We start from the raw sequence: 26221 nt of genomic DNA on the forward strand, positions 1-26221 counted from the left end.
CGGCCCCCTTCGGGAGGCAGTGACCCACACGAAGTGGGGAAACGTGGGGGTCATCCAGGCCGCCAGTGTGACATCGCCAGTCCGGCCACCGGCGAGCGGAAACTGGGCAGCGTGGTACCCATCAGGCTGCCCAGGTAGACCGTTTGCAGATCCGGCCCGCCAAAGGTCAGGCTGGCCATCATGGGTGCCAGCGTGCCCCGGCAGGCGCCCATCAGTTCGGGCGTCACCGTGCCGTCGGCGTAGTGCTGCTCGTAGCTGGCCAGCGCAGCCGGGTTTCCGTCGTCGAGCAGGGTCAGCAATTCGCCGTCGGGCGTGAGCGCGACCAGGCGCTCCGTGAGCACCAGGGTGATCCACAGGTTGCCGAAGGCGTCGAAGGCGAAGCCGTCCGGGAAGCCGCCGAGATCGCTCGGGCCGAAGACTTCCCGCGCGCTCACCCGTGCATCGTCGTCCACGCGCAAGCGCGATATCCGCCGTGCATTGGTTTCGACGACATACAGCCATTCTTCGCTCGCGTCGAAGCGGATCTCGTTGGTACCGACGAAGCCGTCGGCCACGATGCGGATGCCGCGCTCGTCGATCACGCCGACATAGCCGTCGGCGGTCCTGGCGTTGATCGACTTCGTCCACGGCACTTCGCGCGTGGTCACGGTGAACCAGATCCGGCCGCGCCGGTCGCACAGCACGAAGTTGGTCTTGCCCAGCGGCTGGCCGTCGACGCTGTCATAGAGCGTGCGCAACTGGCCATCGCGTGTCATCAGCTCGATCGCGTCGGTGCCGAAGTTGGCGATGACGATGTTGCCGTCGCGGTCGAAGGCGATGCCGTTGGGCAGGCTGCCGCCCAGCACGGCCGATTCGGCCGTGAGCGACCGGTCCGCGACGCCCCGCTGCCGGACCAAGGTCTGTGCGCCATCGGCGTCGATGCGCATCACGCCGCGCGCGTCGGCCGTCCAGATCGTGCCGTCGCGCTCGGCCAGGATGCATTCGGGACGCTGCAGGCCGACACCCAGGTGGCGGATCGCCGATCGGTCGACCCGCCAACCTTTGAGAGGGTTGCTGTCTTTGCTCATCTCACTTGTTTCCTTTGAGTTCAGAATCCGAAGCCGCCGCCATCCACGTTCAGGACCTGGCCGGTGATGAAGCCGGCGGCGTCGCTGGCGAGGAAGGCCAGCGCGCCGGTCAGGTCGTCGGGCAGTTCGGTGCGCGGAATGAACTGGCGCGCGCGCACACCCTCGAAGGCTTCGGCCGGAATGTTCGCGGCACTGCCGGCGTGGCGAGTGAGTCCGGGCGAGATGGCGTTCACGGTGATGCCCTGCCCGCCCAGTTCCGAGGCCAGCGCGCGCGTGAGGCCGACCACGGCCATCTTGCTGGTGGCATAGGCCGACATGCCCGGGGGCGGGCCCCAGACGGTGCTGGACGCCAGGTTGATGATGCGACCCCAGCCGCGCGCGGCCATCTGCGGCGCCAGCGCCTGTGCCAGGAACAGCGGCGCATCGACGTTGACCGTCATGATCTGGCGCCACAGCGCGGGCGTGATCTCGGCCAGCGCACGCATCGGCATGAAGGCCGCGTTGTTGACCAGCACGTCGATCCGGCCGGCCTGCGCCGGCGCCGCGGCGGCAAAGCGTTGCACGTCGGCCAGGTCCGCCAGGTCGCAGGCCAGCTCGATGGCCTCTCCGCCTTGCGCGCAGATCCTGCCCGCGATATCGGCACACGACAGCCGGTCGGTCAACACCAGCCGGTGACCGGCCTCGGCCAAGCGCAATGCAAAGGCCTGGCCCAAGCCACCGGCGGCGCCGGTCACCAAGGCCACGCGCGCGGACGTTGAATGGTTCATGTCGATGATTCCTGGTCGCGGGTCAAATGGATGCGGTCAGTGCACGCATCGCATGCACCATGACCTCGGTGTGTTCTTCCTTCGAGCCGCCGGACTGCTCGATCTCACCCATTCGCATCGAGCTACCGACCACCAGTCGCGCCCGGTCGTAACGGCGGCCCGCATAGGCAGTCAGCGCTCCCTCGAGGAAGTGGCAGCGCGCCAGCTCATCCGCCAGCACCACCGCGCCTTCGACCGCGATGCCCGCGCCGGAGGCCAGGTGCGGCGTGGTCGCATGGACCGCGTCACCGAGCAGGACGACGCGGCCGCGATGCCACGGCGCCGACAACATCAGGCCGGCCAGCGGGCGATAGACGATGCGGTGCTGCGGCAGGCTGCCGTCGAGCAGGCCGCTGCGAATCTCGCCGATGGCACCGCCGAACTCGGACAACAACTCGGCCAGCAGGCTGGGCCATCGATCAACCGGAAGAAACTCGAGGCCGTCGCGCGGGTCGAGCACGAACAGGTAGCTCTCGGTCTCGCTCACCGGATTCAGGCCCGCCTTGGTGGACCGGCCCATGTAGATGGTGGAGTTCTGCCGCGTGCGCGGCACCACGGCGCGCCAGGAGCCCTGGCCGGTGAACTTCGGGATCGGGGCACCCGGGAACACGGCTTCACGGACCTTCGAATTGACGCCATCGGCGCCGATCACCAGGTCATAGCGGCCGCGCGTGCCGTCGCTGAAGACGACGTCCACGCCGTGCTCGTCCTGCGCAATCGACTCGAACGTGAGGCCGAGGCGGACGGTCGTGCCGGCCTGGCGCGTGGCGCGGCTCAGGATGTCGGCCAGCACCGGCCGCATGATGCCGCCGGCCGGCGGCAGATCCTCTGCGCCCACCGCAGGCGCAACGGGCACGGTGGCCGTCACCGTCCCATCGGCGGCGCAGATGTCGATCGCGGACCAGTGGCCGCCGCGCGCGAGCACCTCGTCCACCACGCCCACCGTGCGCAGCGCACGCAGGGTCGGGCCGCTGACGGTGATGCCCGCGCCGTAGACCGTCCATTCCGGATTGAGCTCGACCAGATCGACGGCGACGCCGTGCTTGCGCAGTTGAATGGCGGCGCACATGCCGCCAATGCCGCCGCCGACGATCAGAACCTTGTTGACCAGTGTCATGACGCAAATTTCCTTAGGCGACGTTGCCGCCGAGTTGTTCGGCCAGCCAATCCGCGATCTGATTGCCGGCGTTGTGGGGGTTGTCCAGCGAGCTGTGTTCGACGCCGCCTTCACGGGCGGTGAAGATCATCAGATCGCGCCGCGGGCTGTTGACCAGTTGCTCGTAGGTCTGGTGCGCGTACTTGAGCGGGATCTGCCGGTCGTTCTCGCCATGGGTCACGAGGAAGGGAACCCGGATGCGATCCAGCACGCCGTTCAGATGCATGGCCTCGGCCTTGGCCAGGAAGTCGTCGATGTCCCTGGCGCCGAAGACCCATTGCACGTGCTTCCAGTAGTGCGGCACCGGGTTCTCGCCTTCGCGCTTCAGGCGCGCTCGTTGAACCTCGCGCCAGTCGTGGTTGGCGCCCCAGACGGCGCCGCAGGCGAAGCGCGGCTCGAAGGCGACGGCGCGCGGGCAGTAGTAACCGCCCAGCGAGACGCCCAGGGCGCCGATGCGCATGGCATCGACATCGGGCCGCTGGACCAGCCAGTCGACGACCCTGGAGGCCCAGACCTCGGACTCGGGCACGGCCGGCAACTCGTGCAGGCGCAAGGCCTCGCCGGTGCCGGGCTGGTCCACGAAGAGCGCCGACAGGCCGCGGCGGGCGAGCATCGTGCCCATGACGCTTTTCTGCAGCATCTCCTTGGTGCTGTCGAGACCGTTCATCACGACGACGATGGGGGCCGGGCCGCTCACGTTTTCGGCGCGCACGTACAGGGCGCTCAGGTGTGCGTCGCCGTACGGGATCTCGACGCGCTCGCAGTTCTCGCGCGCCAACTCGCGAGCCTGGGCAAACAGCACCAGCGAGCGCTGGTACATCGCCAGGCGCTGCTCGAAACCATGCGCCTGCATGCGTTCGGCAATGCCGCAATACAGTGCGGCGCGGCCGAGCTTCTCGCCTGCCGACAGCCTGTGGCCCTTGGCGAGGTCAGCCTCGGCGAGCGCGATCAACTTGTCGCCGCCGCCCTTCCAGGCCTCGTAGAAGGCCAGCGTGCCGGGGTCGTCGCCCGCGCGCGCCGCTTCGAGGAGGGGCGCGCACATCGCGTCCACCTCGCCGATGTTGCCGCCATGGGTCAGGGCGATCATCGTGGACAGGCTCCAAACGTAGTTGGAGGGAAAGTACTGGAACATGGTGAGCTCAGCCTCTAGATCGAATCGAAGGGTGTGGGCAGCGCGTCGCCGATCCACACCACGCCAAGGTTGTCGATGCGGGTCGGCACCGGGATCAGCGCCTTCCCCTCGCAGGGGCCGGCAAAGCAATGGCCGCTGCGGATATCGAAATGCGCCGAATGGGCGTAGCAGACGATGTGCCGTCCGTCGCCCGACAGGAACTGGTCCTGCCGGTACTCGAGCGGCCGGTGGTCGTGCGGGCAGTCGTTGCGCCAGACGAAGACCTCGTCGCCCTGCCGCACGGCGAACACCTGGTCGTCGTTGCCCTGTCGCAGCAGGCCGCGCGCGCCGCCATCGGGCAGGTCGGAAATGCGGCACAGCATCTTCGTCATCACTCGCCAGGCGCCCATTTCGGGCGGTGCTCGAACAGGAAGATCTGCGAGTTGTCGGCGCCCGGCGGCATGGCGCGCGGCGTCCAGCTGTCGTCGTGCAGGTCCATGTCGGCGTCGAACTCCATGGTGCCGCCGAAGGGGCTGTTGAAGTACCAGAAGTAGTTGCTGCCCATGACGTGGCGGCCCGGGCCCCAGAAGCTCTTGTAGCCCTTCTGCGCGAAGCGCCAGCCGGCATGCAGCACCTCGTGCGCCGAACCGAGGTGGAAGGTGAAATGGTTCATGCCGACCATGTGGTCGTTGAAGCTCTGGATCATGAACAAGGTGTGGTGATCCAGCGTGCCGGCCGGGCGCATGAAGGGCCCGAGGCCGATGAAGCGGTCGGTCACCCGAAAGCCGAGCCGTTGCTCGTAGAAGGCCTGAGCCTTGGCGACGTCGGGCACGAAGTAGACGACGTGCGACAGCGAACGCGGCAGCATCACTTCGTCCTTGTCGGCGGCGCAGACGTTGGGTGCGCGGCCCGGCATCTGGCCCGGCACGTTGATGCCGATGTGCGGTGCGACGATCGCGCGCCGGCGCGTGACGCGGAACGCAATCGCATAGCCGCCGTCGTCGACGGTATGGATCGTGCCTTCGGCGTCGGTCGCGAGCGCGCGGTCCTGCCCCAGGTTGTCGGCGATCGCGGCCAGGGTCGCGGCGTCGGCCACGCCGTAGATCGTCTCGCGCAGGTTGGGCGACGGCGCATTGGCCTTGGGGAGGCCGGGATCGCTGGCGTGGCGCAGCACCACGGCCGTGCCGTCCAGCGCCTCGTAGTTGCCGCCCGCGGCCGAGGCCTCGGTTTCCTTCAGGCCGTAGTCGAGCAGGTACTGCCTGCCGGCGGCCATGTCTTCGACACCGAAGACGAGTGCGTCGAGTCCGACGATGTTCATGGTTGGTTTCCTTTCAGTGGGTCAGGCGCTCAGTCGGCCATGGCCCGGGTGATGAGTTGCTGGACCGTGCCGTCGTGGGCCAGGCCGAGCGCTTCGGCCTGCGGCGTCGACAGGGGTGGATAGGCGGCGAACAGGCGTTCGATGAAGGCGTCGGGGGCGTAGCTGACCAGCGCACGCCGGTCGGCGCCGAAGCGCTCGGCGAGCGCGTCCACCACTTGCTGGATCGTCAGCCGCAGCACGGGCATCTGGTAGCTGCGGCGGGCATTGAAACGCTGCGGGTCGACACAGGCCGCATGCAGCAGGTTGTCCACGCAGGCGCCGACCGAGATCCACCAGGCCACGCCCCCGGGCGAGACCGGCACCGTGAGCGGCTGGCCGGCAGCGAGCTTCCAGAACAACTGGCTCATGAAGGCCGACATCAGGCCGGCGCCGTCGCCGGGGCGCGCCACCACGCCGGGCAGGCGCAGCGAACAGCCCTCTACCCAGCCCAGGCGCGAAGCGTCGGCCACCAGGTACTCGCCCATCAGCTTGTGCGCACCGTAGCTCAGGGCCGGGGCCGGCAGCGTGTGTTCGTCGACCTGCGGCGGCAGCTGCTCGCCATGGACGGCCACCGTGCTGGCGAACACGAAACGCGGCGCCGGCCGGCCCGCGACGGCCTGGCCGCGCAGATCTTCGAGCAGCCCGAGCGTGGCGTCGAGATTGATCGCGCGGCCCTGCGCATAGTTCTTCTCGGCCGCACCGCCGGGAATGCTGGCGAGATGGAACACGGCATCCACCGGCGTCGCATAAAGCCGCGCGCGCACGCCTGCATCGGCGATGCTGCCGCCCACCTGCCGCACGCGCGCATCGGCATGCGCCGCGTCGAAGGCGATGTCGACCAGCGACAGCCGGGTGACCGGCGTGCCGTTCAGGCCGTCCCGCAGCAGGCGCTCGACCAGCGCCCGGCCGACGAAGCCCTGGGATCCGGTGACGACGACATGGCTCACTTCCGGTCCCCCTTGCGGAACGGCAGCGTCGCCAGGAAAGCCGCCTGCTTCAGCCCCAGCATCTTCAGACCGGCGCGCGCCGAAGCCGCATCCAGGCGCGCCTCCATCGGCAGGGTGCCGAAGCTCTTGCCCTTGACGACCAGCTCGTTGCCGACGCGCGTGAGCGACTCGACGTTCATCAGCTCTTCATCGGCCGCGCCGCGCAAGACCATGCCACCGCTGGCCCGGGCCGCGGACACCGTGGCCGGCACGCCCAGGTCCTGCCGCGCGCCACCGCTCACGGCTGCGAAATCCATGCCGAGCTGCTCGAACATCCTGATCGCGGTCGCGCGACCGGCGCCGTAGACGCCGCCGCCCGGGTGCTGGAACGGGCCCGCGAGATACAGGCGCTCGACCCCGGGCACGGTGAACTGGCCCAGATCGGGTGTCGGCCGGTGCCCGGCGCTTTGATAGAAGTACGGCGCCACGCCGTGCACGTCGCCGCGCATCATGCTGTTGGGGCTGGACCGCTCCAGGTCCACCGGGCTGACGATGCTGCGGGCGATGATGTTGTCATCAGTGAGGTTGGAAACGAACTTGCGGTAGTGCGCCAGCGAGAGGTCGCCGATCTCTTCCTTGAACTCGTCCCAGTGCCTGCCGGCCCAGCGCTCGTCCTTGACGCTGTAGGGCGCGAAGGTGATGCCGTGGAACATGCCGGCGCCCGCCGGCACGCGGGTCTTGTCGCCGATGCTCTCGTCGCCGCCCGCGCACAGGCGCCGTTCGGTGATCAGGCCGCGCTTGAGGCCGTCGAAGTCGGCCAGCATCTCGTCCAGGCGGTCGGTCGCCATGAACTCGAGCATCGTCGCGTAGCCGACCTCCTCGCCGGCGTGGTACCTGACGTTCTCCTTCAGGTCGTAGTGGCTGACCATGATGGAAAACGGCGCCAGCGTGGCGCGTTCGGCGCGCGCCAACACCGGCTCGGGCACGCCCTCGACGAACTTGCGGATGACATGCGGGTGGAGCGCGCCGATGACCGCGTCGCGCGCCATGATCTGCTCGCCATCGGCAAGCTGGACGCCCGTGGCGCGGCCACCGCGGGTGAGAATCCTGGCGACCTCGGCATTGCAGCGCACCTCGCCGCCATGGCTCTCGATGCAGCGCACCAGCGATTCCGTGAGCTTGCCGCTGCCGCCGATGGGCTGCGACACGCCATAGGTGTGGATGATGCCGGGCATCAGCAGCACGCCCATGCCGGTGCCGAGCTCGCTCGGCGCCTGCAGGTTCTCGCTCACCAGGCGCAGCAGGTGGATCTTGATCCTGTCGCTCTCGTAGAGCTGGTTGACCAGGTCCAGGCAGTCGCGGTTCATGTAGTCCAGCATCAACCGGCCTTCGTCGCTGCGATCGAGCATCGCGACGAGCTCGCCCAGCGGCGGCGGCGGCGCATACAGGCCCGGCATGAACATCTGCAGGACCTGCTGGCTCGTCTTGACGAAGCCGCGATAGGTCTCGGCGTCCTTGGCCGAGACCTTGGCGAAACACTCGCAGGTCTTGTCGATGTCCTTGTAGGTGAAGAGCGCCGACTGATCCGGGAAGATCGTCGCGTGCGGCACCGGCGAGTAGTGGTACTTCAGCCCGTGCTGACCGATCAGGCCGAGCTCGTCCTGGCGCAGCATCGGGTTGCCCTGGATCATGATGTGCACGCTGCTGTGCTCGTCGTGCCAGTAGCCGGGCGTGTTGAGCTGGCGCGTCGACACGCCGCCGCCCGGGTAGGACTTGCGCTCCAGCACCAGCACCTTCTTGCCGGCCTTGGCCAGGTAAGCGGCGGCGACCAGGCCGTTGTGGCCGGCACCCATTGCGACGATGTCGTAGCTGTTGCCATTCATTGCAGACATGCGCTCCCCTCCGCTCAGGCCGTCGCTGCGAGCCGGCGTACCCGGATGTCGGCCTGTTCCTTGTGGCCCGCCAGGTGCTCCAGCGCGCACAGGCGCGAGCAGACCTCGCCGACCATCACGCTGGCCTCGTCGCTCAGCACGCGCTGGTAGGTGTGGGTCTTGATGAACTTGCCGACCCACAGCCCGCCGGTGTAGCGGCCCGCGCCCTGCGTGGGCAGCGTGTGGTTGGTGCCGATCACCTTGTCGCCGTACGAGACGTTCGTGCGGTGGCCCAGGAACAACGCGCCGTAGCGGGTCATGCGCTGCAGATACCAGTCGGGGTCGCGCGTCATCACCTGCACGTGCTCCGAGCACAGCCGCTCGGCTTCCTGCAACGCTTCCTCGTCGGTGTCGCAGAGGATCAGTTCACCCCAGTCGCGCCAGGCCACGCTGGCCACCGGGGCCGTGTCCAGTCGGCTGAGAACGTTCTCGATCGCAGCCGGCAATTCGGCCGCAATCTTCTTGCTGGTGGTGATGCAGTAGGCCGGCGATGTCGGTCCGTGCTCGGCCTGGCCCAGCAGGTCGACCGCCACCAGTTCGGCGTCGACCGTGTCGTCGCAGATCACCATGGTTTCGGTCGGCCCGGCGAACAGGTCGATGCCGACGCGGCCGAAGAGCTGCCGTTTGGCCTCGGCCACATAGGCATTGCCGGGGCCGACGATCATGTCGACGGCAGCGATGCTCTCGGTGCCGATGGCCATCGCGGCCACCGCCTGCACACCGCCCACGCAGTAGATCTCGTCGGCGCCGGCCAGGTGCATGGCGGCGACGATTTCCGGGCAGGGCTTGCCCTCGAACGGAGGCGCGCAGGCGATCACGCGCTTCACGCCGGCCACCTTGGCGGTCAGCACGCTCATGTGGGCCGAGGCGATCAGCGGGTACTTGCCGCCGGGGATGTAGCAACCGACCGAGTTCACCGGAATGTTGCGGTGGCCCAGCACCACGCCCGGCAGGGTCTCGATCTCGACGTCGTGCATCGAGCTCTTCTGGATCTGCGCGAAGCGGCGGATCTGCGCTTGCGCGAACTTGATGTCGGCCAGCGCCTGCGGCGACAGCGCGGCGATGCAGGCGTCGATGTCGGCCTGGCCCAGGCGGAAGGATGCGGGCGACCAGTTGTCGAACCGGGTGCTCCACTCGCGCACCGCCGCGTCGCCGCGGGCTTCGATGTCGGCCAGGATGCCTTCGACGGTGCTGCGCACCTGGGTGTTGATGTCGGCCTTGACCGAAGCGGCCTGGCCTTTCTTGAGGTGGTGGATCATGGGGTGCTCTGGGTTCGGATGAGAAGGGATCGTCGCGTTCAGGCCGGACGCGCCGGGCGCGCCGGACGCGATTCGAAAGGCTGCAGGAACTCGATCAGGTTGCCGGCGCAATCGCGCACGAACGCCGTGGGATTGCCGTCGACCGTGAGTTCGAATGCGATGTCGGCGCCCGCGGCGCGCAGCGCGGCCACCGCCGCCGGCACGTCGGGCACCTCGAAGCACATGTGCTTGTTGCCATGCGTCTTCAAATCCAGGTTCGGCACGCGCCGGTCTTCGGGCAGCGCGGCGGCGCCCTCGACCTCGAAGATCTCGACGCGGAAGTCACCGCGCTTGAGGAAGGCGATGCGCGCCGGAATCTTGGCGATGAACAGCTGCTCTTCGAGCTCGAAGCCAAGCATGCGCGCATACCAGGCCACGGCCGCGTCCAGATCGGGCACGCTGATGCCGAAGTGATGCGGGCGCAGCGATCCGATGGCGCCGGGATGGTTGAAAAGATCTGTCATTGCGAACGGTTCAGGGCAGTGCTGGCGCGACGGCGGGTGACGACTCGGGCGTGGTGGCGATTTGCGGGCGCAGCAGCCAGTGGGCCAGCGCCGGCAACAACACCAGCGCGCCCAGCATGTTCCACAGGAACATGAAGGCCAGCAGCAGTCCCATGTCGGCCTGGAACTTGATCGGCGAGAAGACCCAGGTGGCCACGCCCACGCCGAGCGTCAGGCCGGTCAGCAGCACCACCCGGCCGGTGAACTGCAGTGCGCGGCGGTAGGCCTCGCCCACGCTCGCGCCTTGCCGCAGCGCGCCCAGCATGACGCTGACGATGTAGAGCGCATAGTCGACGCCGATGCCGACGCCGAGTGCGATCACCGGCAGCGTGGCCACCTTGACGCCCATGCCCAGCGCCACCATCAAGGCTTCGGCCAGCACCGAGGTCAGCATCAGCGGCAGCACCGCAACCAGCACCGCGCGCCACGAGCGGAAGGTGATGAAGGCCAGTACCGCCACCGCCGCGTAGACCAGCAACAGCATGCGCGTCCAGGCTTCCTTGACCACGATGTTGGTGGCCGCCTCGATGCCGGCGCTGCCGGCCGCGAGCTGGAACTGGACGCCGTCGCCGTCGTTGTCGCGCGCGAAGGCCGCGACCGCATCGACCACGCGCGTCAGCGTGGCGGCCTTGTGGTCGCCCAGGAAGGCGTAGACGGTGAGCAGATTGCAGGTGTCGTTGTAGAGCCCGCGCGGCGCGTTGGCGGTCACCGTGTTGAGCATGCCCTGGTTCTTGATCAGGTCGAACCACCTGGGCTGGCCTTCGTTCAGTCCCGCCAGCACGAAGCGATTGAGCTGGGCCAGCGTCTGCGTGGCCTCCACGCCCTCGATCTGGCGCAATTGCCATTCCAGCGCATCGACGCGCATCAGCGTGCGATAGGCCGAGCAGTCGCCATCGGGCGTCTTCACCATCACCGCGAACACGTCGCTGCTGGCCCCGTAGCTGGCGTTGACGAAGGCCACGTCGCGGTTGTAGCGCGACAGGGGGCGCAGTTCCGGCGCGCCGGGGTCGAGATCGCCGATGGCCAGCCGCTGGCTCATCACCGCCCCCAGGCCGGCCAGCAGCACCGCCACCGCAACGGTGGGAATCGCCCAGCGCCTTTCGGTGAACCGCTGCAGCGTCCGCCACAGGGCGGTGCCGCCCTCTGCTCCGTCACCGCGCACGCTGCGCGCCGCGGCCGTGGCGCTGACGCCGGTGAATGACAGCAGGATCGGCAGCATGATCAGGTTGGTGAAGATCAGCGCCGCAACGCCGATGCTGGCTGCCACCGCCAGCTCCTGGATGACGCGGATGTCGATCGCCAGCAGGACCGCGAACCCCACCGCATCGGCCAGGAGCGCCGTCAGGCCGGCCAGGAAAAGACGCCTGAAGGTGTAGCGGGCCGCGACCCACTTGGGCACGCCACGGCCGATGTCCTGCATGATGCCGTTCATCTTCTGCGCGCCATGGCTCATGCCGATGGCGAACACCAGGAAGGGCACCAGCATCGAATAAGGGTCCAGCGCGTAGCCCAGTGCCGGCAGCGCGCCGAGCTGCCAGACCACCGCCACCAGCGAACTCGCCACCACCAGCAAGGTCGAGCGCACGCAGCGCGTGTAGGCGAAGACCATGGCCGCCGCGATCGCGATGGCCACCGCGAAGAACAGCAGGACCTTGTTCAGGCCTTCGATCAGGTCACCGACGATCTTGGCGAAGCCGGTGATGTGCAGTCGCACGCCTTCGCGCTCGTATTGACTGCGCAGGTCCTCCAGCGCGGCCGAGAAGCGCGCGTAGTCGAGCGGCTGGCCCGTGGCATCGGTGGCGAGCAGCGGCACGTAGATCACGCTGGAGCGGCCGTCCTGCGCGACCAGCTGGCCGATCTCGCCCGAGCGCTGCACGTTGGCCTCGAGCTGGCGCAGGCTCTCGGCCTTGCCGTCGTAGGTATCGGGAATGACCGGGCCGCCCTCCAGTCCTTCTTCGGTGACGCCGACCCAACGCGTATTGGGTGTCCAGAGCGACTTCATGCCGGCGCGGTCGACCCCGGGCAGCAGGAACACGGCGTCGTTCAGCCGACGCAAGGTGTCGAGGTACTTCTGCTCGTACAGGGTGCCGCCTGCATTCTCGACCGTGATGCGCACCGCATTGCCCAGTCCCTTCAGGTCGCTGCGGTGCGCCAGGTAGTTGGCGATGAAGGCGTGGTGCGCGGGGATGGTCTTTTCGTAGCTGGCGTTGAACCTCAGGTGCGAGGCCTGCCATCCGAGCAGGAGCGTGATCAATGCGCAAGCCATCAGCACCATGCCGCGGTGGTTGAACAGCAGGCGTTCGACCAGCGATCCCGATCGCGGGTCGAACCCACGCCCGGCGTCCTGCGGGCCAGCTGACAAATCGGGGGTCACGATGCCAATCCTTTCTTGCTCGGCGCGGCCAGGCCGACGCCGCGCCAACCGGCCACCAGCAGGCTTCCGCCGTCGAGCGCGAGCAGCGCGCCCACCTGCGGTGTCGGTGACTCGCCGAACGGCGCCAGGGTGCGGCCGGCATCCCGGCTGACCATCACCTGGCCGGCCTGGTCGGCCAGATACAGCGCGCCCTTGGCATCGAGCGTGGCGGCGGTCAGCGATACCGGCATCGGCACCGCAATGCGCTGCCAGCTCTCGCCCTGGTCGGCGCTGCGCCATGCGTTGCCACGCAGGCCGGCGACGACGATGGCCGCGCCGCCGCCGTCGGGCACCAGCGTGGCGGTGAAGAAACTGCCGCTGTAGGGCAGCGCGAGACGCCTGAAGCTGGCGCCGGCGTCGGCGGAGTGAAGAACCAGTCCTTGTTCGCCGGCCAGCCAGATCTCGTCCGCCTGGCGCGCGATCGCATAGAGATGGCTGGCCTTGGGGTTGGGCAGGCGGTCGAGCCAGGGTTGCCAGCTCTTGCCGCCGTCCTCGGTGGCGAGCGCCAGGTTGTAGGCACCGACCACGATGCCGCGCAGCGCGTCGATGAAGTGCAGCGCGAGCCAGGGCTTGTCGGGCCCGTCCTGGACGCCGCGCTGGGCCTCCTTCAGTGCCCTCGCCGAAGCATCGTCGCCGGCACCGTGCGCCTGGGCCGCCTGCAGCACCCGTTGCGCCGCTGTGTCGCCATCGAGCAGGCGTTCCCAGTGCTCGCCGCCGTCTTCGCTCCTGAGCACCGCGCCGTAATGCCCGACCGCGTAGCCGGTACGCGCGTCGATGAACTGCACCGCCGTGAGCGTGACGCTGACCGGCACGGCGGCCGCCTGGCGCCAACTGCGCCCCGCGTCGTCGGACAGCACGACGATGCCGCGCTCGCCGACCGCCACCAGGCGGCTGCCGGCGCGTGCCAGCCCGAGCAGGGCGGAGCGCGCCGCCAGGCGGGTCGGCAGTGCCGGCCGATCGAGCGGCTCGGCCACGGCGGCCACGGCCTTCGGCGCCGCCAGGCCAGGGAGGAGCGCGGCGCCGCCGAGCAACAGGGCGGTGCGCCGCGACAGTGCGTGCGTGGTCATGGATCGGGCCGGATATCAGCGCACGCCGTCGCCGACCAGGGCATCCGCCGTGAACCGGGTGTCGGGGTAGCGCGGCATCAGCTTGAATTGCTCGGGCGCGTCGTTGAGTGCGCTGTCGAAGTACCAGGCGCCGGAGACCAGGTCGTAGAAGCCGAACTGCTGCGGCGAGGTCGTGCCGGGCAGGTCGGGCATCACGATCGGGTTGGCGAAGCCCATCTGCCAGAGCTGGCCATTGGCATCCCAGTGATCGGCAAGCACGGCGATCCAGGTGTCCTCGTCGAGGTAGTAGCGGCGCTTGGGGGACACATGCCGCTTGCCTTGCGCGACCGTGGCCTCGATCACCCACACCCGGTGCAGCTCCCAGCGCATGTGCTCGGGATTGAGATGGTGCGCCATCAGCACCTCCGATTCCTTGGGTTGCAGCAGCTTGTTGCCGTTGTAGGGGATCAGCATTTCCTTCTTGCCGACGATCTTCCAGTCGAAGCGGTCGAGGCGCCCGTCGAACACGTCGGTCTGGTCGAAGGTCGCCACGCCGGCCGAGGCCTGGGTCGGCGTGTCGCAGCAGGCGTTGGGAACCTTGCGCACGCGGCGCTGCCCGGGGATGTAGACCCAGACCTGGGTCTTGTCCGGATCCAGGTTCTGGCGCCCGGTGATGGCCTCGCCGGCGCGGATCGGCGGGCCGGAGCTCAGGAGCCGGATCATCCAGTGCTCGCCGTTGAACTTGTCGAGCGATCCGTCCTTGAAGTAGTAGGGCATCTGAAAGTCGCCCGACAGCTCGCCGGTCATCACGTGGCTGCCGTCGGCGGTGGTCTGGATGCCCTTGACCGCCACGTGCCAGGACTCGCCGCGCCAGCGCAGCACGTGGTTCCACATGGCCTCGGCGCCGCTCTTCGGGATCGGAAACGGAATGCCGCCGTACGCGCCCTCGAGCGCATTGCCGTTGAGCTTGGCGTTGGTGGCATTCTTGTACGTGTTGTCCAGCACCCATTGCGGCGCCACCGCGGTGCGCCGCGCCGGATAGACGTCGACGCGGAAGCTGTCCGGGTACTTCTTGAGCATCGCCTTGACGCCGTCGGTGAGCTTGTCGGCGTAAGAGTCCATGTTCTTCGCATTCACCGAGTACAGCGGCTTGTCGGCGGCAAACGGGTCGCCGCGCTTGCCGCCGTTCTTGAAGCCGGGGATCGGCGTGGTGTAGCCCCCGCTCCAGGCCGGGATGCTGCCGTCCTTGTTGCCGGCCTTCTCTGCGCCCAGCGGGGTCAGTTCGGTCTTGAGCCTGGCCGCTTCGTCGCCCGAGACCGCCGCCTGGACGGATACCGCCGCGGCAGCCGACAGGATCGCGGCCGCCGCAATGCGCGCCGCGCGCTTGTGCTTCTGCTTGTGAATCATGCTGATGTCTCCTTGGCGATCAGAACGTGCGCCGTACGTTGAAAGAAATGAAGTCCCGGTCGGCATTCGATTGCAGGAACGAACGGTGGTAGTTGCCGCTGGCATCGGCGATCAGGAAGGTCCCGGCCTTGCCGAGGTAATGGGTGTAGTTGAGTGCGAAGTTCCAGACCCCGAGGTAGGTCCCGTTCAAGCCGATGCTGAGGTCGCCCGTGTCCTTCCCGAGGAAGGCGCCGACCGCAGCCGAGTTGCCCATGAGCCCCCAGCCCAAACCGACCGGCACCGAGAAATCGAGCCCCGGAAGCACCTGCCGGTACTTGGGCTCGAAGACAGTGCGCACGTTGGCCGCATCGCGCGTTGCATTGGGATTGAGCGCGGAGAGGTTCTTGGTCACGGAGAGCACCCGGTTCCAGGCCAGTTCGCCGACGAAATCGGCCTCCCTCGAAAGAAAGCTCGGGCCGAGTGCGGCGATCCACGACAGCTGCGCATGCGCGGTCTTGCCGACTGCGTAGAGGGGGTTGTCGCTGTTGTTGCCGCGGCCGGTGAGATCGACCTGGGCGTCGCTGTCGAGCGACGCGTTGTAGCGAACCGAAGCCTCGCCCGCGAGGTTGACGTTTCCGACCGTGGTGCTGAAGCTGCCGCCCACCGCCTTCACGCCTTCGTGATAGACCCACTGGTAGGTGCCCACCTGCAGGCCCAGGCCGTTGATGTTCGCCAAAGGCGCGATCGTCGTGTAGGGGTGCAGGTACAGCTGCGGGCCGTGTTCGTTCCAGCGCGCGGCATAGAGACCGTAGTCGACCTCGCCGACATGCCATTTGATCTGCGCCCCGCCCTGGCCCGAGGACTTGGCCTCCATGTCGGCCTGGCGATAGAAGCCGACATTGCCCAGCGGCGAGGACCCGACGATCAAGCGCGTCGCGCCGGTGCCGAGAAAGTCCACGTTCGAGAAGTAGCTGCCGGTGGCCGGCAGGCGATCGGGCTCCCAGCCCAGCATGTAGTAACCGCCGACAGTGACGTCCGAGTTGATCTGCAGCTGCCCCGAAATCTGAGGGGTCGGGCGCATGAATTCCTTGAACAGCGAGTTCGGCACCGACGCGGCCTTGATCACGTCGACGGCGCCCGCGGCGGCGGCCATGCCGTTGAAACCCATCATGAAGCTCTCGCCGTACAGCTGGTTGAAGCGGCCCAGCTTGACGGACAGCGGCATGCTCCCCAGATCGGTCTTGCCGAAGACGAAGGCGTCCAGGACTTCGGCATCGCCGCCGTGCAACTGGCTCGTCGCCGACGTGAACCTGTTGTAGGGCACCGAATTGGAAGTCTGCGGCGAGGTGTTGGCAGTTCCGCGGTGGTAGACGCTGTCGCCCCAGGCCGCCACGCTGACTCGGCCGCCGAAATCCTTGTAGCTGAGGTCGAATTCGCCCAGCAGGTCGAGCCGGTTCGAGATCAGCCCCCGATTGAAATTGCGATCGCCGTCGTCCATGTTGGGGAAGTACAGCGACGAGTTGGGATTGGTGCTCGGGTCGGAGATCAATGCCGGCGACGCCGACTTCAGGCGAAACGCATTGCTGTACTTGACGGTCGTGTCGAGCCGCATCTTGAGATCGGGGTTGTCGGTCTCCAGTTCGAAGGCCCAGGCCGCCGGACTGGCAGCGGCCAGCAGGGCGGCTGCGGTCAGGGCGGCGAATGCGGGGGCGGCGTCTTTGCCGTTTCGGCGGCGTGCCTCGGGCGGGCGGAAGGCGGATAGGCGTGTCACGTTGTCTCGTTCTAGGTCTGGTTGTCGTGGTGGACGGAAATCCGGGCGCGCCAGGCATGGCTGCGCCCAACCCGCCAGTTCGCGCATGCGCGCTGGACGGGGTTCGTGCTCGGGGATTTGCGGGGCGGACGCCCGCGGGCTCACCTCAGCGGTGACGGTCTCTGGCTGCGAATTTCGTCATGTCTCCTCGTTCTCTTGAATTTGCCGGCCGCAATGTTAGGAATGGCTTCGATTCCCGAAAATCAAATGATTTCGGAATCAGCTGTTGATGCCATCAAATCCTCGGCGCCGGGTGCCAGAATGAGGCCATGCGACTCGGCCACTTCGATCTCAATCTCTTCCTTGCGCTCGATGCGCTGCTGGAAACCCGCAACGTCACGCGTGCCAGCGAGCGCCTCCACATCGGCGCCTCCGCCACCAGCAGCGCGCTCGGGCGCCTGCGCGAGCAGTTCGGCGACGAGTTGCTGGTGCAGATCGGCCGGCGGATGGAGCTGACGCCGCTGGCCCAGGACCTGCGCGAGCCGGTGCGCGACATCATCCTGCGCTCGCGCGCAGCGCTGGCGGCCAAGGCCGAGTTCGACCCGGCGAGCGAGCGCCGCCGCTTCGTCTTCAATGCCTCGGACTACGCGACGACGGTGCTGCTGACGCCGCTGGCGCAGCGCCTGGAAACGGAGGCGCCGGGCATCTCGATCGACGTGGTCGGCCTCGGCGACAGCAACGTCGAGCGGCTGGAACGCGGCGACGTGGACATCGCGATCTACCCCGAGCGCAACGCCAGTGCGCAACACCCGATGGAGGCACTGCTCGAGGAAAGCTACCGCTGCGTCGTGTGGTCCGGCAATCACCTGCAGGGCGACTCGGTGAGCTTCGACGACTACATGGCCGCGCGCCACGTGGCGGCGCAGTTCGGCGACCGGCGGATCCCGAGTTTCGAAAGCTGGTTCCTGTCCACGCACGGGGTGATGAGGAACGTCGTCGTGACGGCCAGCACGTTCAACGCGCTGCCCTTGCTGGTCGTGGGCACCCAGCGCATCGCCACGATCCATACGCGCCTGGCGCTCATGTATTCGCGCCTGCTGCCGCTGCGCCTGCTGACGCCTGCCTTCGAGATCCCCAGACTGGATCTCGTGATGCAGTGGAATCCGCACAACAACCTCGACGCGGCGCACGCCTGGCTGCGCCGGCGGTTGAAGGCATTGGCCAACGAGGTTGGGGAGGGTTCACCCCTCGCAGTTCAGCCGGGAGGATGCTCCGGCAGTTCGTACCCCAACTGACGCTCGTGCCGTATCGAGAGGAACACCACCTCTCGCTCGGAGTGCGCATACAAGACGACATGGCGAGCCAGCACCAGTTCTCGCAGGCCGGGCTGACCCACTGCTTGGGCAAGTTTTCGTGCCTGCTCAGCTTGAAACTGCCCCCAACCCGACCTGGCATCAAGAAATCGAGCGGGTCGACCGCTTGCGGGTGCGAATGAGAGAAGCGCCCGCGCCTTGACCACTTCGGCCTGCAATTTCCTGAAGCGCATCGACGCGGAAGCGGCGTCCTGCTCTTCCATGAAGCTGCGCACGGCTTGCAGCGATGCAAGGAAGTTCGGAACCGCCCGAACTCTTGCGTTGACGGGAAGGCTCACGACTTCGAGGCGACGCCCAGAGCCTGGTCCAGTTCCTCATCAGATACGAACTGCCCAGCCAAGGCCTGCCGTAGGCCCCTGATTGCATCTTCAGCCAGCACCAGGTTGGCGTGCTCCGCCTCCAGCGCGTGGTAGTAGTCCAGCCGGCGCGCATCCACCAAGGCCACGTAACTCGCACCGTTCTTGGTCAGCACCTTCTCGGAGCCGCTCCCCACCACGTCTTCGGCCAACTCCGTGAGCCGAGCGCGCGCTTCGCTGATTGGAACGATGTCCGATGCTCTCAAGGCCATATTGCGGTATCCGTTAAGGTCTTCGTTAATGTCAGTCTAGCAGCCAAGCCTGTCCCCTTGCAATCACAGGGTGTCGACCCGACACGCCGCCGGCCTACATGCCCCAACGCAGCGCCGCAGTGTGCAGGGGCGCGTCCCAGAGCGAAAGCATCTCGCTGTCCATGGCACTCACGGTGATGGAACAGCCGGCCATCTCCAGCGAGGTGACGTAGGAGCCCGTCAGGTGCCGGACCGCGTGGACGCCGGCGCCCTCGAGGATGCGGTGCACCGCATGGACCATCACGTACAGCTCGTGCAGCGGCGTGCCGCCGAAGCCGTTCACCAGCAGGACCACCTCCTGCCCGCGCTTGAGCGACAGGTCCTTCAGCACATTGCCGGTCAGCTCCGCGGCGATGTCGTCCGCGCTGGCCATCTTGACGCGCCGGCGGCCCGGCTCGCCGTGGATGCCGACGCCCAGTTCCATTTCGTCCGCGGCGATCTGGAAGGTCGGCTGGCCGGCCGCAGGTACCGTGCACGAACTGAGCGCGACGCCCATGCTGGCCGTGCACCGGTTGACCGAATCGCCCAGCGCCTTCAGATCGGCCAGGCCCCTGCCGAGCTCGGCCGCCGCACCCACGATGCGCTCGACCAGGAGCGTCCCGGCGACCCCTCGCCGCCCCGTGGTGTAGGTGGAGTTCTCGACCGCGACGTCGTCGTTGATGACCACCATGTCGCTCTCGCGGTCGAGCATCTCGGCGGCCATCTCGAAGTTCATCATGTCGCCCGAGTAGTTCTTGACCACGAACAGCACGCCGGCGCCGGTGTCCACGGACTCCGCCGCCGCGAGCATCTGGTCCGGCGTGGGCGAGGTGAATATCTGCCCGGGACAGGCCGCATCGAGCATGCCGTGGCCCACGAAGCCGATGTGCAGCGGCTCGTGTCCGGAGCCGCCGCCGGAGATGAGCGCCACCTTGCCCTCTTTGAGGGTGCGCCGGCGCACGAACTGTCTTGCGTCCCCGAGGGTGACGATGTCCGCGTGCGCGGCAGCGAAGCCGTCCAGCGATTCGGCCAGGACGCTGTCGACGTGGTTGATGAGTTTTTTCATGGGGCGCTTCCGTGTGATTCCGAGTGGGGGCAACGGGGTTGACCGGGAGTCATAGCGTGTCGCAAATGGCACCGATGATCAATGCCATGGAACGCGAACCCGGGTCGACATGGCCGCGCGCGCGCTCGCCCAGGAACGACGCGCGGCCGCGTGTCGCCTCGATGTGCGCGGTGGCATTCGCGCTGTCCAGCGCGCATTGGCGGACCCGGGCTCCGAGGTCCGCGCCGCCCTGCTCCAGCACCCGGCGCACCGGGTCGAGCACATCCAGCAGCGTCTTCTGGCCGACCTCGGCCTTGCCGAGGCGGGTCAGTGCCTTGATGCCGGTGTCCAGCGCCCGGGCCAGGTCGTCGGACGAGGGCCGGGCCGGCAACTCCTTGCCCAGGGTGACCAGCAGCGTGCCGAAGACCGGACCGGACGAGCCGCCGATGCTCGACATGCAGATCATGCCCATCGACCGCAGCGCGTCGTTGAGCGAATGGCCGTCGAATTCGTCGATGCGCGCCTGGATCGCCTGCGCGCCGCGACGCATGTTGAGGCCGTGATCGCCGTCGCCGATGGCGCGGTCGAGTTCGGTGAGTTCGTCGGTGTGGTCGATCAGCGCCTGCGTGGCGGCCTGGATCAGGGCTTTGTGCATCATGGTCTCCCTTTCGGTCGGGTGATGTCGGATCAGGCTGCGACCCGCTGGCCGTGCGCATCGAACCACAGCGCATGCCGCCACTGGAGCCGCACCGCGTCTCCCGGCGCGGCGCGGGCGCCGGCCGGAAGGCTGGCGACGATCTCGTGCCCGCTGCCTTCCAGCGCCACGTGCGCCAGGCGCTGGTCGCTCAGGCTCTCGAGCCGGAGCACGCGCGCCGCCGCGCCGCCGCGCGCCGCGGCGCTGGCGCTTGCCGCCAGCTCGAGGTGCTCGGCGCGCAGGCCCGCGGTCTCGGCCTGCGGCGGCGCCGCGGCTTCGCCCAGGGCGCTGCGCGGCACGAGGTTGATGCGCGGCGATCCGAGGCGCGAGGCGACGTAGCTGCTCACCGGGTTCTCGTAGATCTGCCTGGGCGTGCCGACCTGCACCAGGCGGCCGCGCTCGAGGACGCCGACCCGGTGGGCCATGGTCATGGCCTCGGTCTGGTCATGCGTCACGTACAGCATGGTGGCGCACAGGTCCTGCTGGATGCGCTTGAGTTCCAGCCGCAGGTCGTCACGAAGCTTCGCGTCCAGCGAGGACAGGGGCTCGTCCATCAGCGTCACGGCCGGGTTGCGCACGAGGGCGCGGCCGATGGCCACGCGCTGCATCTGGCCGCCCGAGAGCCGCGTCGACGGACTCTGGAGCTTGTCCTCGATGCGCAGGAGCCGCGCTACTTCCTCGACCTTGCGCCGGATCTCCGCCTCGGGCGTCTGTCGCAGCGGCGAGCGCAATGGGAACGCGAGGTTCTCGAACACGCTCAGGTGCGGATAGAGCGAATACTGCTGGAAGACGAAGGTCACGTCGCGCCGGGCCGGCGCCAGGGTCGTGACGTCGCGCCCTGCGATGTGCACCCGCCCCTCGTCCGGGCGCTCCAGCCCGGCCACGAGGCGCAGGGTGGTGGTCTTGCCTGCGCCGCTCGGCCCGAGCAGGACGATGAATTCGCCCGACCGGACCTCCAGGTCCAGGCCCTGGACCGCCGCAACCGCAGCGAAGCGCTTGGTGACGGATGACAGCCGCAGTTCAGCCATGGTCGACTCCCGCACGGGTGCCAAGGGGAAGGTCGTCGCGCGCCGTTCGCAGCGAGCGGCCCGAGGCGCGATCGAACAGCGAAACGGCGGCGGCGTCGAACTGCAGGCCCACGTGGTCGCCGCGGGCGGCCGCGGTGTTCACGTCGGCCTTGGCGCGCAGCGTGGTGCCGTCGGCCGTCGCCAAGGTCACGATCTGGCAGTTGCCCAGGTACTCGGTCGCCAGCACCTCGGCGCGCAACGCGGCGTCATGGGAGAAGTGGATGTGCTCGGGCCGCACGCCACACAACAGGGGCCGCGCACTCACGTCCTCGCGCAGCACGGGCACGGGCACGGAGGCGCCGCCGACGCGGATGGCCTCGGCGCCACGCGCCAGGGCGGCCTCGAACGGCAGGAAGTTCATGGCCGGCGAGCCGATGAAGTCGGCCACGAACACGCTTGCCGGCCGCTCGTACACCTCCATCGGCGGTCCGAGCTGCTCGACCACTCCGCCATTCATGACCGCGATCGTGTCGGCCATCGCCATGGCCTCGATCTGGTCATGGGTGACGTAGACCGTGGTGGCATGGATGCGCTCGTGGAGCGCCCTCAGCTCGACGCACATGAGGTGCCGGAACTCGGTGTCGAGCGCGCCCAGCGGCTCGTCCATCATGAAGGCCTTGGCGCGGCGGACGATGGCGCGGCCCAGCGCGACGCGCTGGCTGTCGCCGCCCGAGAGGCCGGCCACCGGGCGATCGAGCAGATGCTCGATCCGCAGCAGTGCAGCGACCTCCGCGACGCGACGCCTGATCTCGGCCCGCGGCACGCTCTGGCAACGCAGCGGGAAGGCGATGTTTTCCCGCACGTTCATGCGCGGGTAGAGCGCGAACAGCTGGAAAACGAAGCCGATGTCCCGGTGCGAGGCGCGGCTGAAGGTCACGTCCTCGCCGTCGAGCAGGATCTTGCCGAACGAGGGCAGCTCCAGCCCGGCGATCATGCGCAGCGTGGTCGTCTTGCCGCAACCCGACGGGCCGAGGAGGACGAAGAAGTCGCCATCGGCGACGGTGAAGGACGCCTCGCGCACGGCGGTGAAGTCGCCGAAGCGCTTCTGCAGGTTTTCCAGACGGATCTCGGCCATGGCGCTACTCCGGAAAGTGGCTGGTGACGAGAAAGCCGACGGTGCCGGCGAGGATCACCGGGAACGACCAGGTGTAGAGCTCCATGGCGATCGGCTGCATGAGCATGAAAAGGCCCAGGCCGATCACGAGGGTCGAGGCGTTCTCCCACGGCCCGCGCCGCAACAGGCGGCCCTTGCCACGGCCACTTTCGCGGCCATCGCCGCCGGCTTCTTCGGGTGTTGGCTGGCGGTTCATTTGCGTACCGCTCCGAAGGTGATCCCGCGCAGCAGGTGCTTGCGCAGCAGCACGGTGAAAACGAGGATGGGAATGACGAACAGCGTCGTCGCCGCCGCCACCGCGGGCCAGTCCTGTCCGCCCTCGCCGATGATGAACGGAATGAAGGGCGGCATGGTCTGCGCATTGCCGCTGGTCAGCAGCACCGCGAAGGCGTATTCGTTCCAGGAAAAGATGAGGCAGAACACCGCCGTCGCGGCGATGCCCGTGGTGGCCTGCGGCAGCACGGTCTTGACGAACGCCTGCAGGCGCGTATAGCCGTCGACCAGCGCGGCCTCTTCGTATTCGCGCGGGATCTCGTCGATGAAGCCCTTGAGCAGCCAGACCGCGAGCGACACGTTGACCGAGGTGTAGAGAAGGATCATGCCGAGGTAGCTGTCGAGCAGGCCCGCCTGGCGGAACATCAGGTAGATCGGGATCGCGACCGCGATCGGCGGCATGAAGCGCGTCGACAGGATGAAGAACATCAGGTCGTCCTTCAGCGGCACCTTGAAGCGCGAAAGCGCGTAGGCGGCCAGCGTGCCGACGAAGACCGCGAGGAAGGTCGAGCCGAAGCCGATGACCAGCGAGTTCATCAGGCGCCCGGGCGTCTTCGAGGGCCCGGCGATGACCATGTTCTGTTCGCGCGCGATCCGGGCGCAGTAGCCGTCGGGCGGCGGCAGCGCGGCCATGAACTCCTGCGTCTGGTGCGAGCGGATCGTGAAGAGGTTGCAGTAGCCCTCCAGCGACAGCTCGGAGAACACCTTCGGCGGATAGGCGATCGCGTCCTGCGAGGTCTTGAAGCTGGTGAGGAAGATCCACAGGAGCGGCGTGATCATCACCAGCGCGTAGACCACGACCAGGGTCCCCGCGATCCGCTTGGTCCAGGCAGAGGCCTCGACCACCGAGTGGGCAGTCATCGTGTTGCTCATCGCTGCTTCACCTTGTTGAGGGCCTTGACGTAGATGTTCGCGGCGCCGAACACCGCGAGGAACAGGATGATGGCCAGCGCCGAGGACCAGCCCGTGCGCCACTTCTCGAACGCGGCCCGCTTCAGGGTGATCGACACCGTCTCGGTCAGCGCACCGGGACCGCCGTTGGTCAGCAGGTTGACCATGTCGAACATCTTGAAGTTTTCGATGGCGCGGAACAGCACGGCCAGCATCAGGAAGGGCATGACCATGGGCAGCGTCACCGACCAGAAGGTGCGCCAGGTCGATGCGCGGTCGACCTCCGCCGCCTCGTAGATCGAATCGGGGATCGAGCGCAGGCCGGCCAGGCAGATCAGCATGACGTAGGGCGTCCACATCCAGGTGTCGACCAGCACGATGGTCCAGGGCGCGAGCCGCACGTCGCCGATCATCTGGAACGAGCTCGGCGCAATGCCCGTGAAGAAGCTGACCACGTAGTTGAAGAGGCCCGCCTGCGGCTGGAACAGGAAGGTCCAGAAGTTGCCCACCACCGCCGGCGAAAGCATCATCGGCAGCAGGATGATCGTGGTCCAGAAGCTGTGGCCGCGAAACCTGCGGTTGACCAGCAACGCCAGTCCGAAGCCCAGCAGCACCTCGAACAGGATCGACCAGAAGACGAAGTGCGCCGTGGTCTGCATGCCGGACCAGAGGTCCGCGTCGGTCAGGATGTCGATGTAGTTGTCAATCCCGACGTTGCGGACCTTCAACCATCCCATGTTCGCCTTGAAATTGGTGAACGACATCCGGATGGTCCAGATGAGCGGGAAGATGTTGACCGCCAGCAGCAGGACGATGGTGGGTGCAATGAAGAGCCATGCGATGCCGCGGTCCGACATGCCGGCCGAACGTACGGCAGGGCGATGTTCGCGGGCCGGGGCCGTGCCGGGGATGACCGGCGCGACCGCTTCGTCTGCAATTCCGATACGCGCGTTCACGGACGTCTCCTCTGCGTTGATGGCCGTCGGCCGGTTCACAGCCGGATCGCTGAAGCTGCGGGAGTGGCGCAGTGGCCTCCCCAGCCCGGAGTCGTCCGCTCAGGGCGACCCGGGCCAGGTGCCGGCCTACTTGCCGCTGTCCTTGAAGTCCTTGTCCCAGTCCTTGACCAGGCCGTCCAGCGCCTGCTGCGCGGAACCCTGGCCCGCCACCACGTAGTTGTGGATGCGCTTTTGCATGTCGAGCAACAGGGAGGCGTAGTTCGGCTCGGCCCAGAAGTCCTTGACGATGGCCATCGTCGCCAGGAAGTCAGGCGCGAACGGCGCGCTCTTCGGGAAGCTCGGCGCATCCACCACCGCCTTCAGGGCGGAGTAGCCGCCGATCTCCCACCACTTCTGCTGCACGGCCGGCTGCGCGAACCACTTGATGTACTGCAGCGCATCGTCCTGGTGCTCCGAGTAGGACACCACGGAGATGCCCTGCCCGCCGAGCTGGCTGAACTGCCCCTTGGGCCCCGCCGGGTTGACGAAGAAGCCGATCTTCTCCGGGCCCATGGCCTTGTAGAGCCCCGGGAAGAAGGCGAACCAGTTCATCTGCATGGCGACCTGTCCCGACTTGAAGGCGTCGAGCCCTTCGGACATGTAGGCATTGGTCATGCCCGGCGCCGTGCAGCAGTCGAAGATCTCCTTGTAGATCTCCAGACCCTTGACCGCGCCCGCCGAATTGACGAAGCCGTTCATCTGGTAGGCCTTCTTCGGGTTGTCGTAGTCGAAGCCGTAGCCGTACAGGACGTTGGTCACGCCCATCGTGATGCCTTCGGAGCCCCGCTCCGTGAAGACGTAGGCGCCGTAGACCTTCTTGCCGTCGATCTCGCGGCCCTGGAAGAACTTGGCCACCTGCAGGAACTCGTCCCAGTTCTTGGGCGGCGCCAGCTCGCGGCCGTACTTCGACTTGAACTCCGTGCGCAGCGCGGGCTTGGCGAACCAGTCCTTGCGATAGGTCCACCCTACCGCGTCGGCCATGGCCGGAAGGGCCCAGTAGTTCGGCGTGTTCTTGGGCCACTCGGAATAGCCCACCACCGTCGCCGGCACGAAGTCGCTCATCTTGATGCCGTTCTTGTCGAAGAAGTCGTTCAGCTTGACGTAGTGCTTGTTCTCCGCCGCGCCGCCGATCCACTGGCTGTCGCCGATGATCAGGTCGCACAGCTTGCTGTGCGAGTTCAGCTCGTTGAGGAAGCGATCGGCGTAGCTCGTCCATGGCACGAACTCGAACTTCATCTTCACCCCGGTCTTGGCGGTGAAATCCTTGGAGAGCTCGACCAGCGCATTCGCAGGATCCCAGGCGGCCCAACACAAGGTGAGCGTCTTGTCCTCGGCACGCGCGGCGCTCGTTCCGAGCGCAAGCGCTGCGAAGGCGGCGATGGTGGCGAATCCCCGGGTGAACTTGGCAATCGATGTCATAAGGCGATCTCCAA

At 67.5% G+C, this 26221-nt stretch carries 25 protein-coding genes; 1 reads left to right on the top strand and 24 read right to left on the bottom strand.

Annotated features, from left to right (window positions below):
* Positions 1-50: 50 nt before the first annotated feature.
* From VAR608DRAFT_RS05800 to VAR608DRAFT_RS05865, 14 genes are read right to left on the bottom strand one after another with little or no spacing between them, the layout of a single operon-like run.
* Positions 51-1067 carry an SMP-30/gluconolactonase/LRE family protein gene (locus tag VAR608DRAFT_RS05800; RefSeq protein ID WP_088953190.1) on the bottom strand — a complete coding sequence of 339 codons (1017 nt, stop codon included), beginning with the start codon at positions 1065-1067 and terminating at the stop codon, positions 51-53.
* 20 nt (positions 1068-1087) lie between these two features.
* Complete coding sequence (locus VAR608DRAFT_RS05805; protein ID WP_231973268.1) at positions 1088-1834, bottom strand: SDR family NAD(P)-dependent oxidoreductase; 747 nt, start codon at positions 1832-1834, stop codon at positions 1088-1090.
* 22 nt (positions 1835-1856) lie between these two features.
* Positions 1857-2990 carry an FAD-dependent oxidoreductase gene (locus VAR608DRAFT_RS05810; RefSeq protein ID WP_088953192.1) on the bottom strand — a complete coding sequence of 378 codons (1134 nt, stop codon included), beginning with the start codon at positions 2988-2990 and terminating at the stop codon, positions 1857-1859.
* 13 nt (positions 2991-3003) lie between these two features.
* Positions 3004-4161 carry an alpha/beta hydrolase family protein gene (locus tag VAR608DRAFT_RS05815; RefSeq protein ID WP_088953193.1) on the bottom strand — a complete coding sequence of 386 codons (1158 nt, stop codon included), beginning with the start codon at positions 4159-4161 and terminating at the stop codon, positions 3004-3006.
* A 14-nt stretch (positions 4162-4175) separates the two neighbouring features.
* Complete coding sequence (locus VAR608DRAFT_RS05820) at positions 4176-4550, bottom strand: Rieske (2Fe-2S) protein (protein WP_197700479.1); 375 nt, start codon at positions 4548-4550, stop codon at positions 4176-4178.
* On the bottom strand, positions 4532-5458 hold the full coding sequence (locus VAR608DRAFT_RS05825) for a VOC family protein (RefSeq protein WP_088953194.1): 927 nt from the start codon (positions 5456-5458) through the stop codon (positions 4532-4534). The genes VAR608DRAFT_RS05820 and VAR608DRAFT_RS05825 overlap by 19 nt, the downstream gene beginning before the upstream one ends.
* Before the next feature lie 29 nt (positions 5459-5487).
* Complete coding sequence (locus tag VAR608DRAFT_RS05830) at positions 5488-6444, bottom strand: NAD-dependent epimerase/dehydratase family protein (protein ID WP_088953195.1); 957 nt, start codon at positions 6442-6444, stop codon at positions 5488-5490.
* A complete protein-coding gene (locus VAR608DRAFT_RS05835) occupies positions 6441-8315 on the bottom strand; it encodes a phytoene desaturase family protein (protein ID WP_231973269.1) in 1875 nt (624 codons plus the stop codon). Before VAR608DRAFT_RS05835 ends, VAR608DRAFT_RS05830 begins: the two co-directional genes overlap by 4 nt.
* Before the next feature lie 14 nt (positions 8316-8329).
* A complete protein-coding gene (gene hisD, locus VAR608DRAFT_RS05840) occupies positions 8330-9613 on the bottom strand; it encodes a histidinol dehydrogenase (RefSeq protein WP_088953197.1) in 1284 nt (427 codons plus the stop codon).
* 38 nt (positions 9614-9651) lie between these two features.
* Positions 9652-10116: a VOC family protein gene (locus tag VAR608DRAFT_RS05845; protein WP_197700480.1), complete on the bottom strand. Its 465-nt coding sequence runs from the start codon at positions 10114-10116 to the stop codon at positions 9652-9654.
* Positions 10117-10126: 10 nt separating this feature from the next.
* A complete protein-coding gene (locus VAR608DRAFT_RS05850; protein ID WP_231973270.1) occupies positions 10127-12529 on the bottom strand; it encodes an efflux RND transporter permease subunit in 2403 nt (800 codons plus the stop codon).
* Positions 12526-13635, bottom strand: coding sequence for a WD40/YVTN/BNR-like repeat-containing protein (locus VAR608DRAFT_RS05855; protein WP_197700481.1), 1110 nt, complete (start codon positions 13633-13635; stop codon positions 12526-12528). Before VAR608DRAFT_RS05855 ends, VAR608DRAFT_RS05850 begins: the two co-directional genes overlap by 4 nt.
* 15 nt (positions 13636-13650) lie before the next feature.
* A complete protein-coding gene (locus VAR608DRAFT_RS05860) occupies positions 13651-15021 on the bottom strand; it encodes a DUF1329 domain-containing protein (RefSeq protein ID WP_088953198.1) in 1371 nt (456 codons plus the stop codon).
* Positions 15022-15040: 19 nt separating this feature from the next.
* Complete coding sequence (locus tag VAR608DRAFT_RS05865) at positions 15041-16771, bottom strand: DUF1302 domain-containing protein (RefSeq protein ID WP_231973271.1); 1731 nt, start codon at positions 16769-16771, stop codon at positions 15041-15043.
* Positions 16772-17079: 308 nt separating this feature from the next.
* Between VAR608DRAFT_RS05865 and VAR608DRAFT_RS05870 the strand changes: the two genes are divergently transcribed.
* Positions 17080-18045 carry a LysR family transcriptional regulator gene (locus VAR608DRAFT_RS05870; RefSeq protein ID WP_088953200.1) on the top strand — a complete coding sequence of 322 codons (966 nt, stop codon included), beginning with the start codon at positions 17080-17082 and terminating at the stop codon, positions 18043-18045.
* Here VAR608DRAFT_RS05870 and VAR608DRAFT_RS36780 read toward each other — a convergent pair.
* From VAR608DRAFT_RS36780 to VAR608DRAFT_RS05915, 10 genes are all read right to left on the bottom strand, one after another.
* Complete coding sequence (locus VAR608DRAFT_RS36780) at positions 18006-18401, bottom strand: hypothetical protein (RefSeq protein ID WP_157730668.1); 396 nt, start codon at positions 18399-18401, stop codon at positions 18006-18008. The two genes, VAR608DRAFT_RS05870 and VAR608DRAFT_RS36780, sit on opposite strands and share 40 nt — an antisense overlap.
* Complete coding sequence (locus VAR608DRAFT_RS05875) at positions 18398-18691, bottom strand: type II toxin-antitoxin system Phd/YefM family antitoxin (protein ID WP_088953201.1); 294 nt, start codon at positions 18689-18691, stop codon at positions 18398-18400. The genes VAR608DRAFT_RS36780 and VAR608DRAFT_RS05875 overlap by 4 nt, the downstream gene beginning before the upstream one ends.
* A 94-nt stretch (positions 18692-18785) precedes the next feature.
* Positions 18786-19775, bottom strand: a complete 990-nt coding sequence (gene dhaK / locus VAR608DRAFT_RS05880) for a dihydroxyacetone kinase subunit DhaK (RefSeq protein WP_088953202.1) — start codon at positions 19773-19775, stop codon at positions 18786-18788.
* Positions 19776-19824: 49 nt separating this feature from the next.
* The gene (gene dhaL, locus VAR608DRAFT_RS05885; RefSeq protein ID WP_088953203.1) at positions 19825-20412 is read right to left on the bottom strand and encodes a dihydroxyacetone kinase subunit DhaL; all 588 of its coding nucleotides are present in this window, start codon (positions 20410-20412) and stop codon (positions 19825-19827) included.
* Between the two features lie 29 nt (positions 20413-20441).
* Entirely contained in the window at positions 20442-21476 is a 1035-nt protein-coding gene (locus tag VAR608DRAFT_RS05890; protein WP_088953204.1) for an ABC transporter ATP-binding protein, read from the bottom strand.
* On the bottom strand, positions 21469-22590 hold the full coding sequence (locus VAR608DRAFT_RS05895; protein WP_088953205.1) for an ABC transporter ATP-binding protein: 1122 nt from the start codon (positions 22588-22590) through the stop codon (positions 21469-21471). Before VAR608DRAFT_RS05895 ends, VAR608DRAFT_RS05890 begins: the two co-directional genes overlap by 8 nt.
* Before the next feature lie 4 nt (positions 22591-22594).
* Positions 22595-22825 carry a hypothetical protein gene (locus VAR608DRAFT_RS05900; RefSeq protein WP_088953206.1) on the bottom strand — a complete coding sequence of 77 codons (231 nt, stop codon included), beginning with the start codon at positions 22823-22825 and terminating at the stop codon, positions 22595-22597.
* Complete coding sequence (locus VAR608DRAFT_RS05905) at positions 22822-23775, bottom strand: carbohydrate ABC transporter permease (protein WP_088953207.1); 954 nt, start codon at positions 23773-23775, stop codon at positions 22822-22824. The genes VAR608DRAFT_RS05900 and VAR608DRAFT_RS05905 overlap by 4 nt, the downstream gene beginning before the upstream one ends.
* On the bottom strand, positions 23772-24704 hold the full coding sequence (locus VAR608DRAFT_RS05910; RefSeq protein WP_331713041.1) for a carbohydrate ABC transporter permease: 933 nt from the start codon (positions 24702-24704) through the stop codon (positions 23772-23774). Before VAR608DRAFT_RS05910 ends, VAR608DRAFT_RS05905 begins: the two co-directional genes overlap by 4 nt.
* Before the next feature lie 171 nt (positions 24705-24875).
* On the bottom strand, positions 24876-26207 hold the full coding sequence (locus VAR608DRAFT_RS05915; RefSeq protein ID WP_088953208.1) for an ABC transporter substrate-binding protein: 1332 nt from the start codon (positions 26205-26207) through the stop codon (positions 24876-24878).
* Between the last annotated feature and the right edge of the window lie 14 nt (positions 26208-26221).

Origin of the sequence: Variovorax sp. HW608 (genome assembly GCF_900090195.1) — a bacterium.
Taxonomy (GTDB): domain Bacteria; phylum Pseudomonadota; class Gammaproteobacteria; order Burkholderiales; family Burkholderiaceae_C; genus Variovorax.

Coding starts and splice junctions, on each gene's coding strand:
- VAR608DRAFT_RS05810 (WP_088953192.1), bottom strand. CDS start 2,990: ATGACACTGGTCAACAAGGTTCTGATCGTCGGCGGCGGCATTGGCGGC.
- VAR608DRAFT_RS05805 (WP_231973268.1), bottom strand. CDS start 1,834: ATGAACCATTCAACGTCCGCGCGCGTGGCCTTGGTGACCGGCGCCGCC.
- VAR608DRAFT_RS05800 (WP_088953190.1), bottom strand. CDS start 1,067: ATGAGCAAAGACAGCAACCCTCTCAAAGGTTGGCGGGTCGACCGATCG.
- VAR608DRAFT_RS05845 (WP_197700480.1), bottom strand. CDS start 10,116: ATGACAGATCTTTTCAACCATCCCGGCGCCATCGGATCGCTGCGCCCG.
- VAR608DRAFT_RS05890 (WP_088953204.1), bottom strand. CDS start 21,476: ATGGCTGAACTGCGGCTGTCATCCGTCACCAAGCGCTTCGCTGCGGTT.
- VAR608DRAFT_RS05905 (WP_088953207.1), bottom strand. CDS start 23,775: ATGAGCAACACGATGACTGCCCACTCGGTGGTCGAGGCCTCTGCCTGG.
- VAR608DRAFT_RS05895 (WP_088953205.1), bottom strand. CDS start 22,590: ATGGCCGAGATCCGTCTGGAAAACCTGCAGAAGCGCTTCGGCGACTTC.
- dhaK (WP_088953202.1), bottom strand. CDS start 19,775: ATGAAAAAACTCATCAACCACGTCGACAGCGTCCTGGCCGAATCGCTG.
- VAR608DRAFT_RS05815 (WP_088953193.1), bottom strand. CDS start 4,161: ATGTTCCAGTACTTTCCCTCCAACTACGTTTGGAGCCTGTCCACGATG.
- VAR608DRAFT_RS05820 (WP_197700479.1), bottom strand. CDS start 4,550: ATGGGCGCCTGGCGAGTGATGACGAAGATGCTGTGCCGCATTTCCGAC.
- VAR608DRAFT_RS05915 (WP_088953208.1), bottom strand. CDS start 26,207: ATGACATCGATTGCCAAGTTCACCCGGGGATTCGCCACCATCGCCGCC.
- VAR608DRAFT_RS05825 (WP_088953194.1), bottom strand. CDS start 5,458: ATGAACATCGTCGGACTCGACGCACTCGTCTTCGGTGTCGAAGACATG.
- VAR608DRAFT_RS05835 (WP_231973269.1), bottom strand. CDS start 8,315: ATGTCTGCAATGAATGGCAACAGCTACGACATCGTCGCAATGGGTGCC.
- dhaL (WP_088953203.1), bottom strand. CDS start 20,412: ATGATGCACAAAGCCCTGATCCAGGCCGCCACGCAGGCGCTGATCGAC.
- VAR608DRAFT_RS05870 (WP_088953200.1), top strand. CDS start 17,080: ATGCGACTCGGCCACTTCGATCTCAATCTCTTCCTTGCGCTCGATGCG.
- VAR608DRAFT_RS05900 (WP_088953206.1), bottom strand. CDS start 22,825: ATGAACCGCCAGCCAACACCCGAAGAAGCCGGCGGCGATGGCCGCGAA.
- VAR608DRAFT_RS05855 (WP_197700481.1), bottom strand. CDS start 13,635: ATGACCACGCACGCACTGTCGCGGCGCACCGCCCTGTTGCTCGGCGGC.
- VAR608DRAFT_RS05875 (WP_088953201.1), bottom strand. CDS start 18,691: ATGGCCTTGAGAGCATCGGACATCGTTCCAATCAGCGAAGCGCGCGCT.
- hisD (WP_088953197.1), bottom strand. CDS start 9,613: ATGATCCACCACCTCAAGAAAGGCCAGGCCGCTTCGGTCAAGGCCGAC.
- VAR608DRAFT_RS05860 (WP_088953198.1), bottom strand. CDS start 15,021: ATGATTCACAAGCAGAAGCACAAGCGCGCGGCGCGCATTGCGGCGGCC.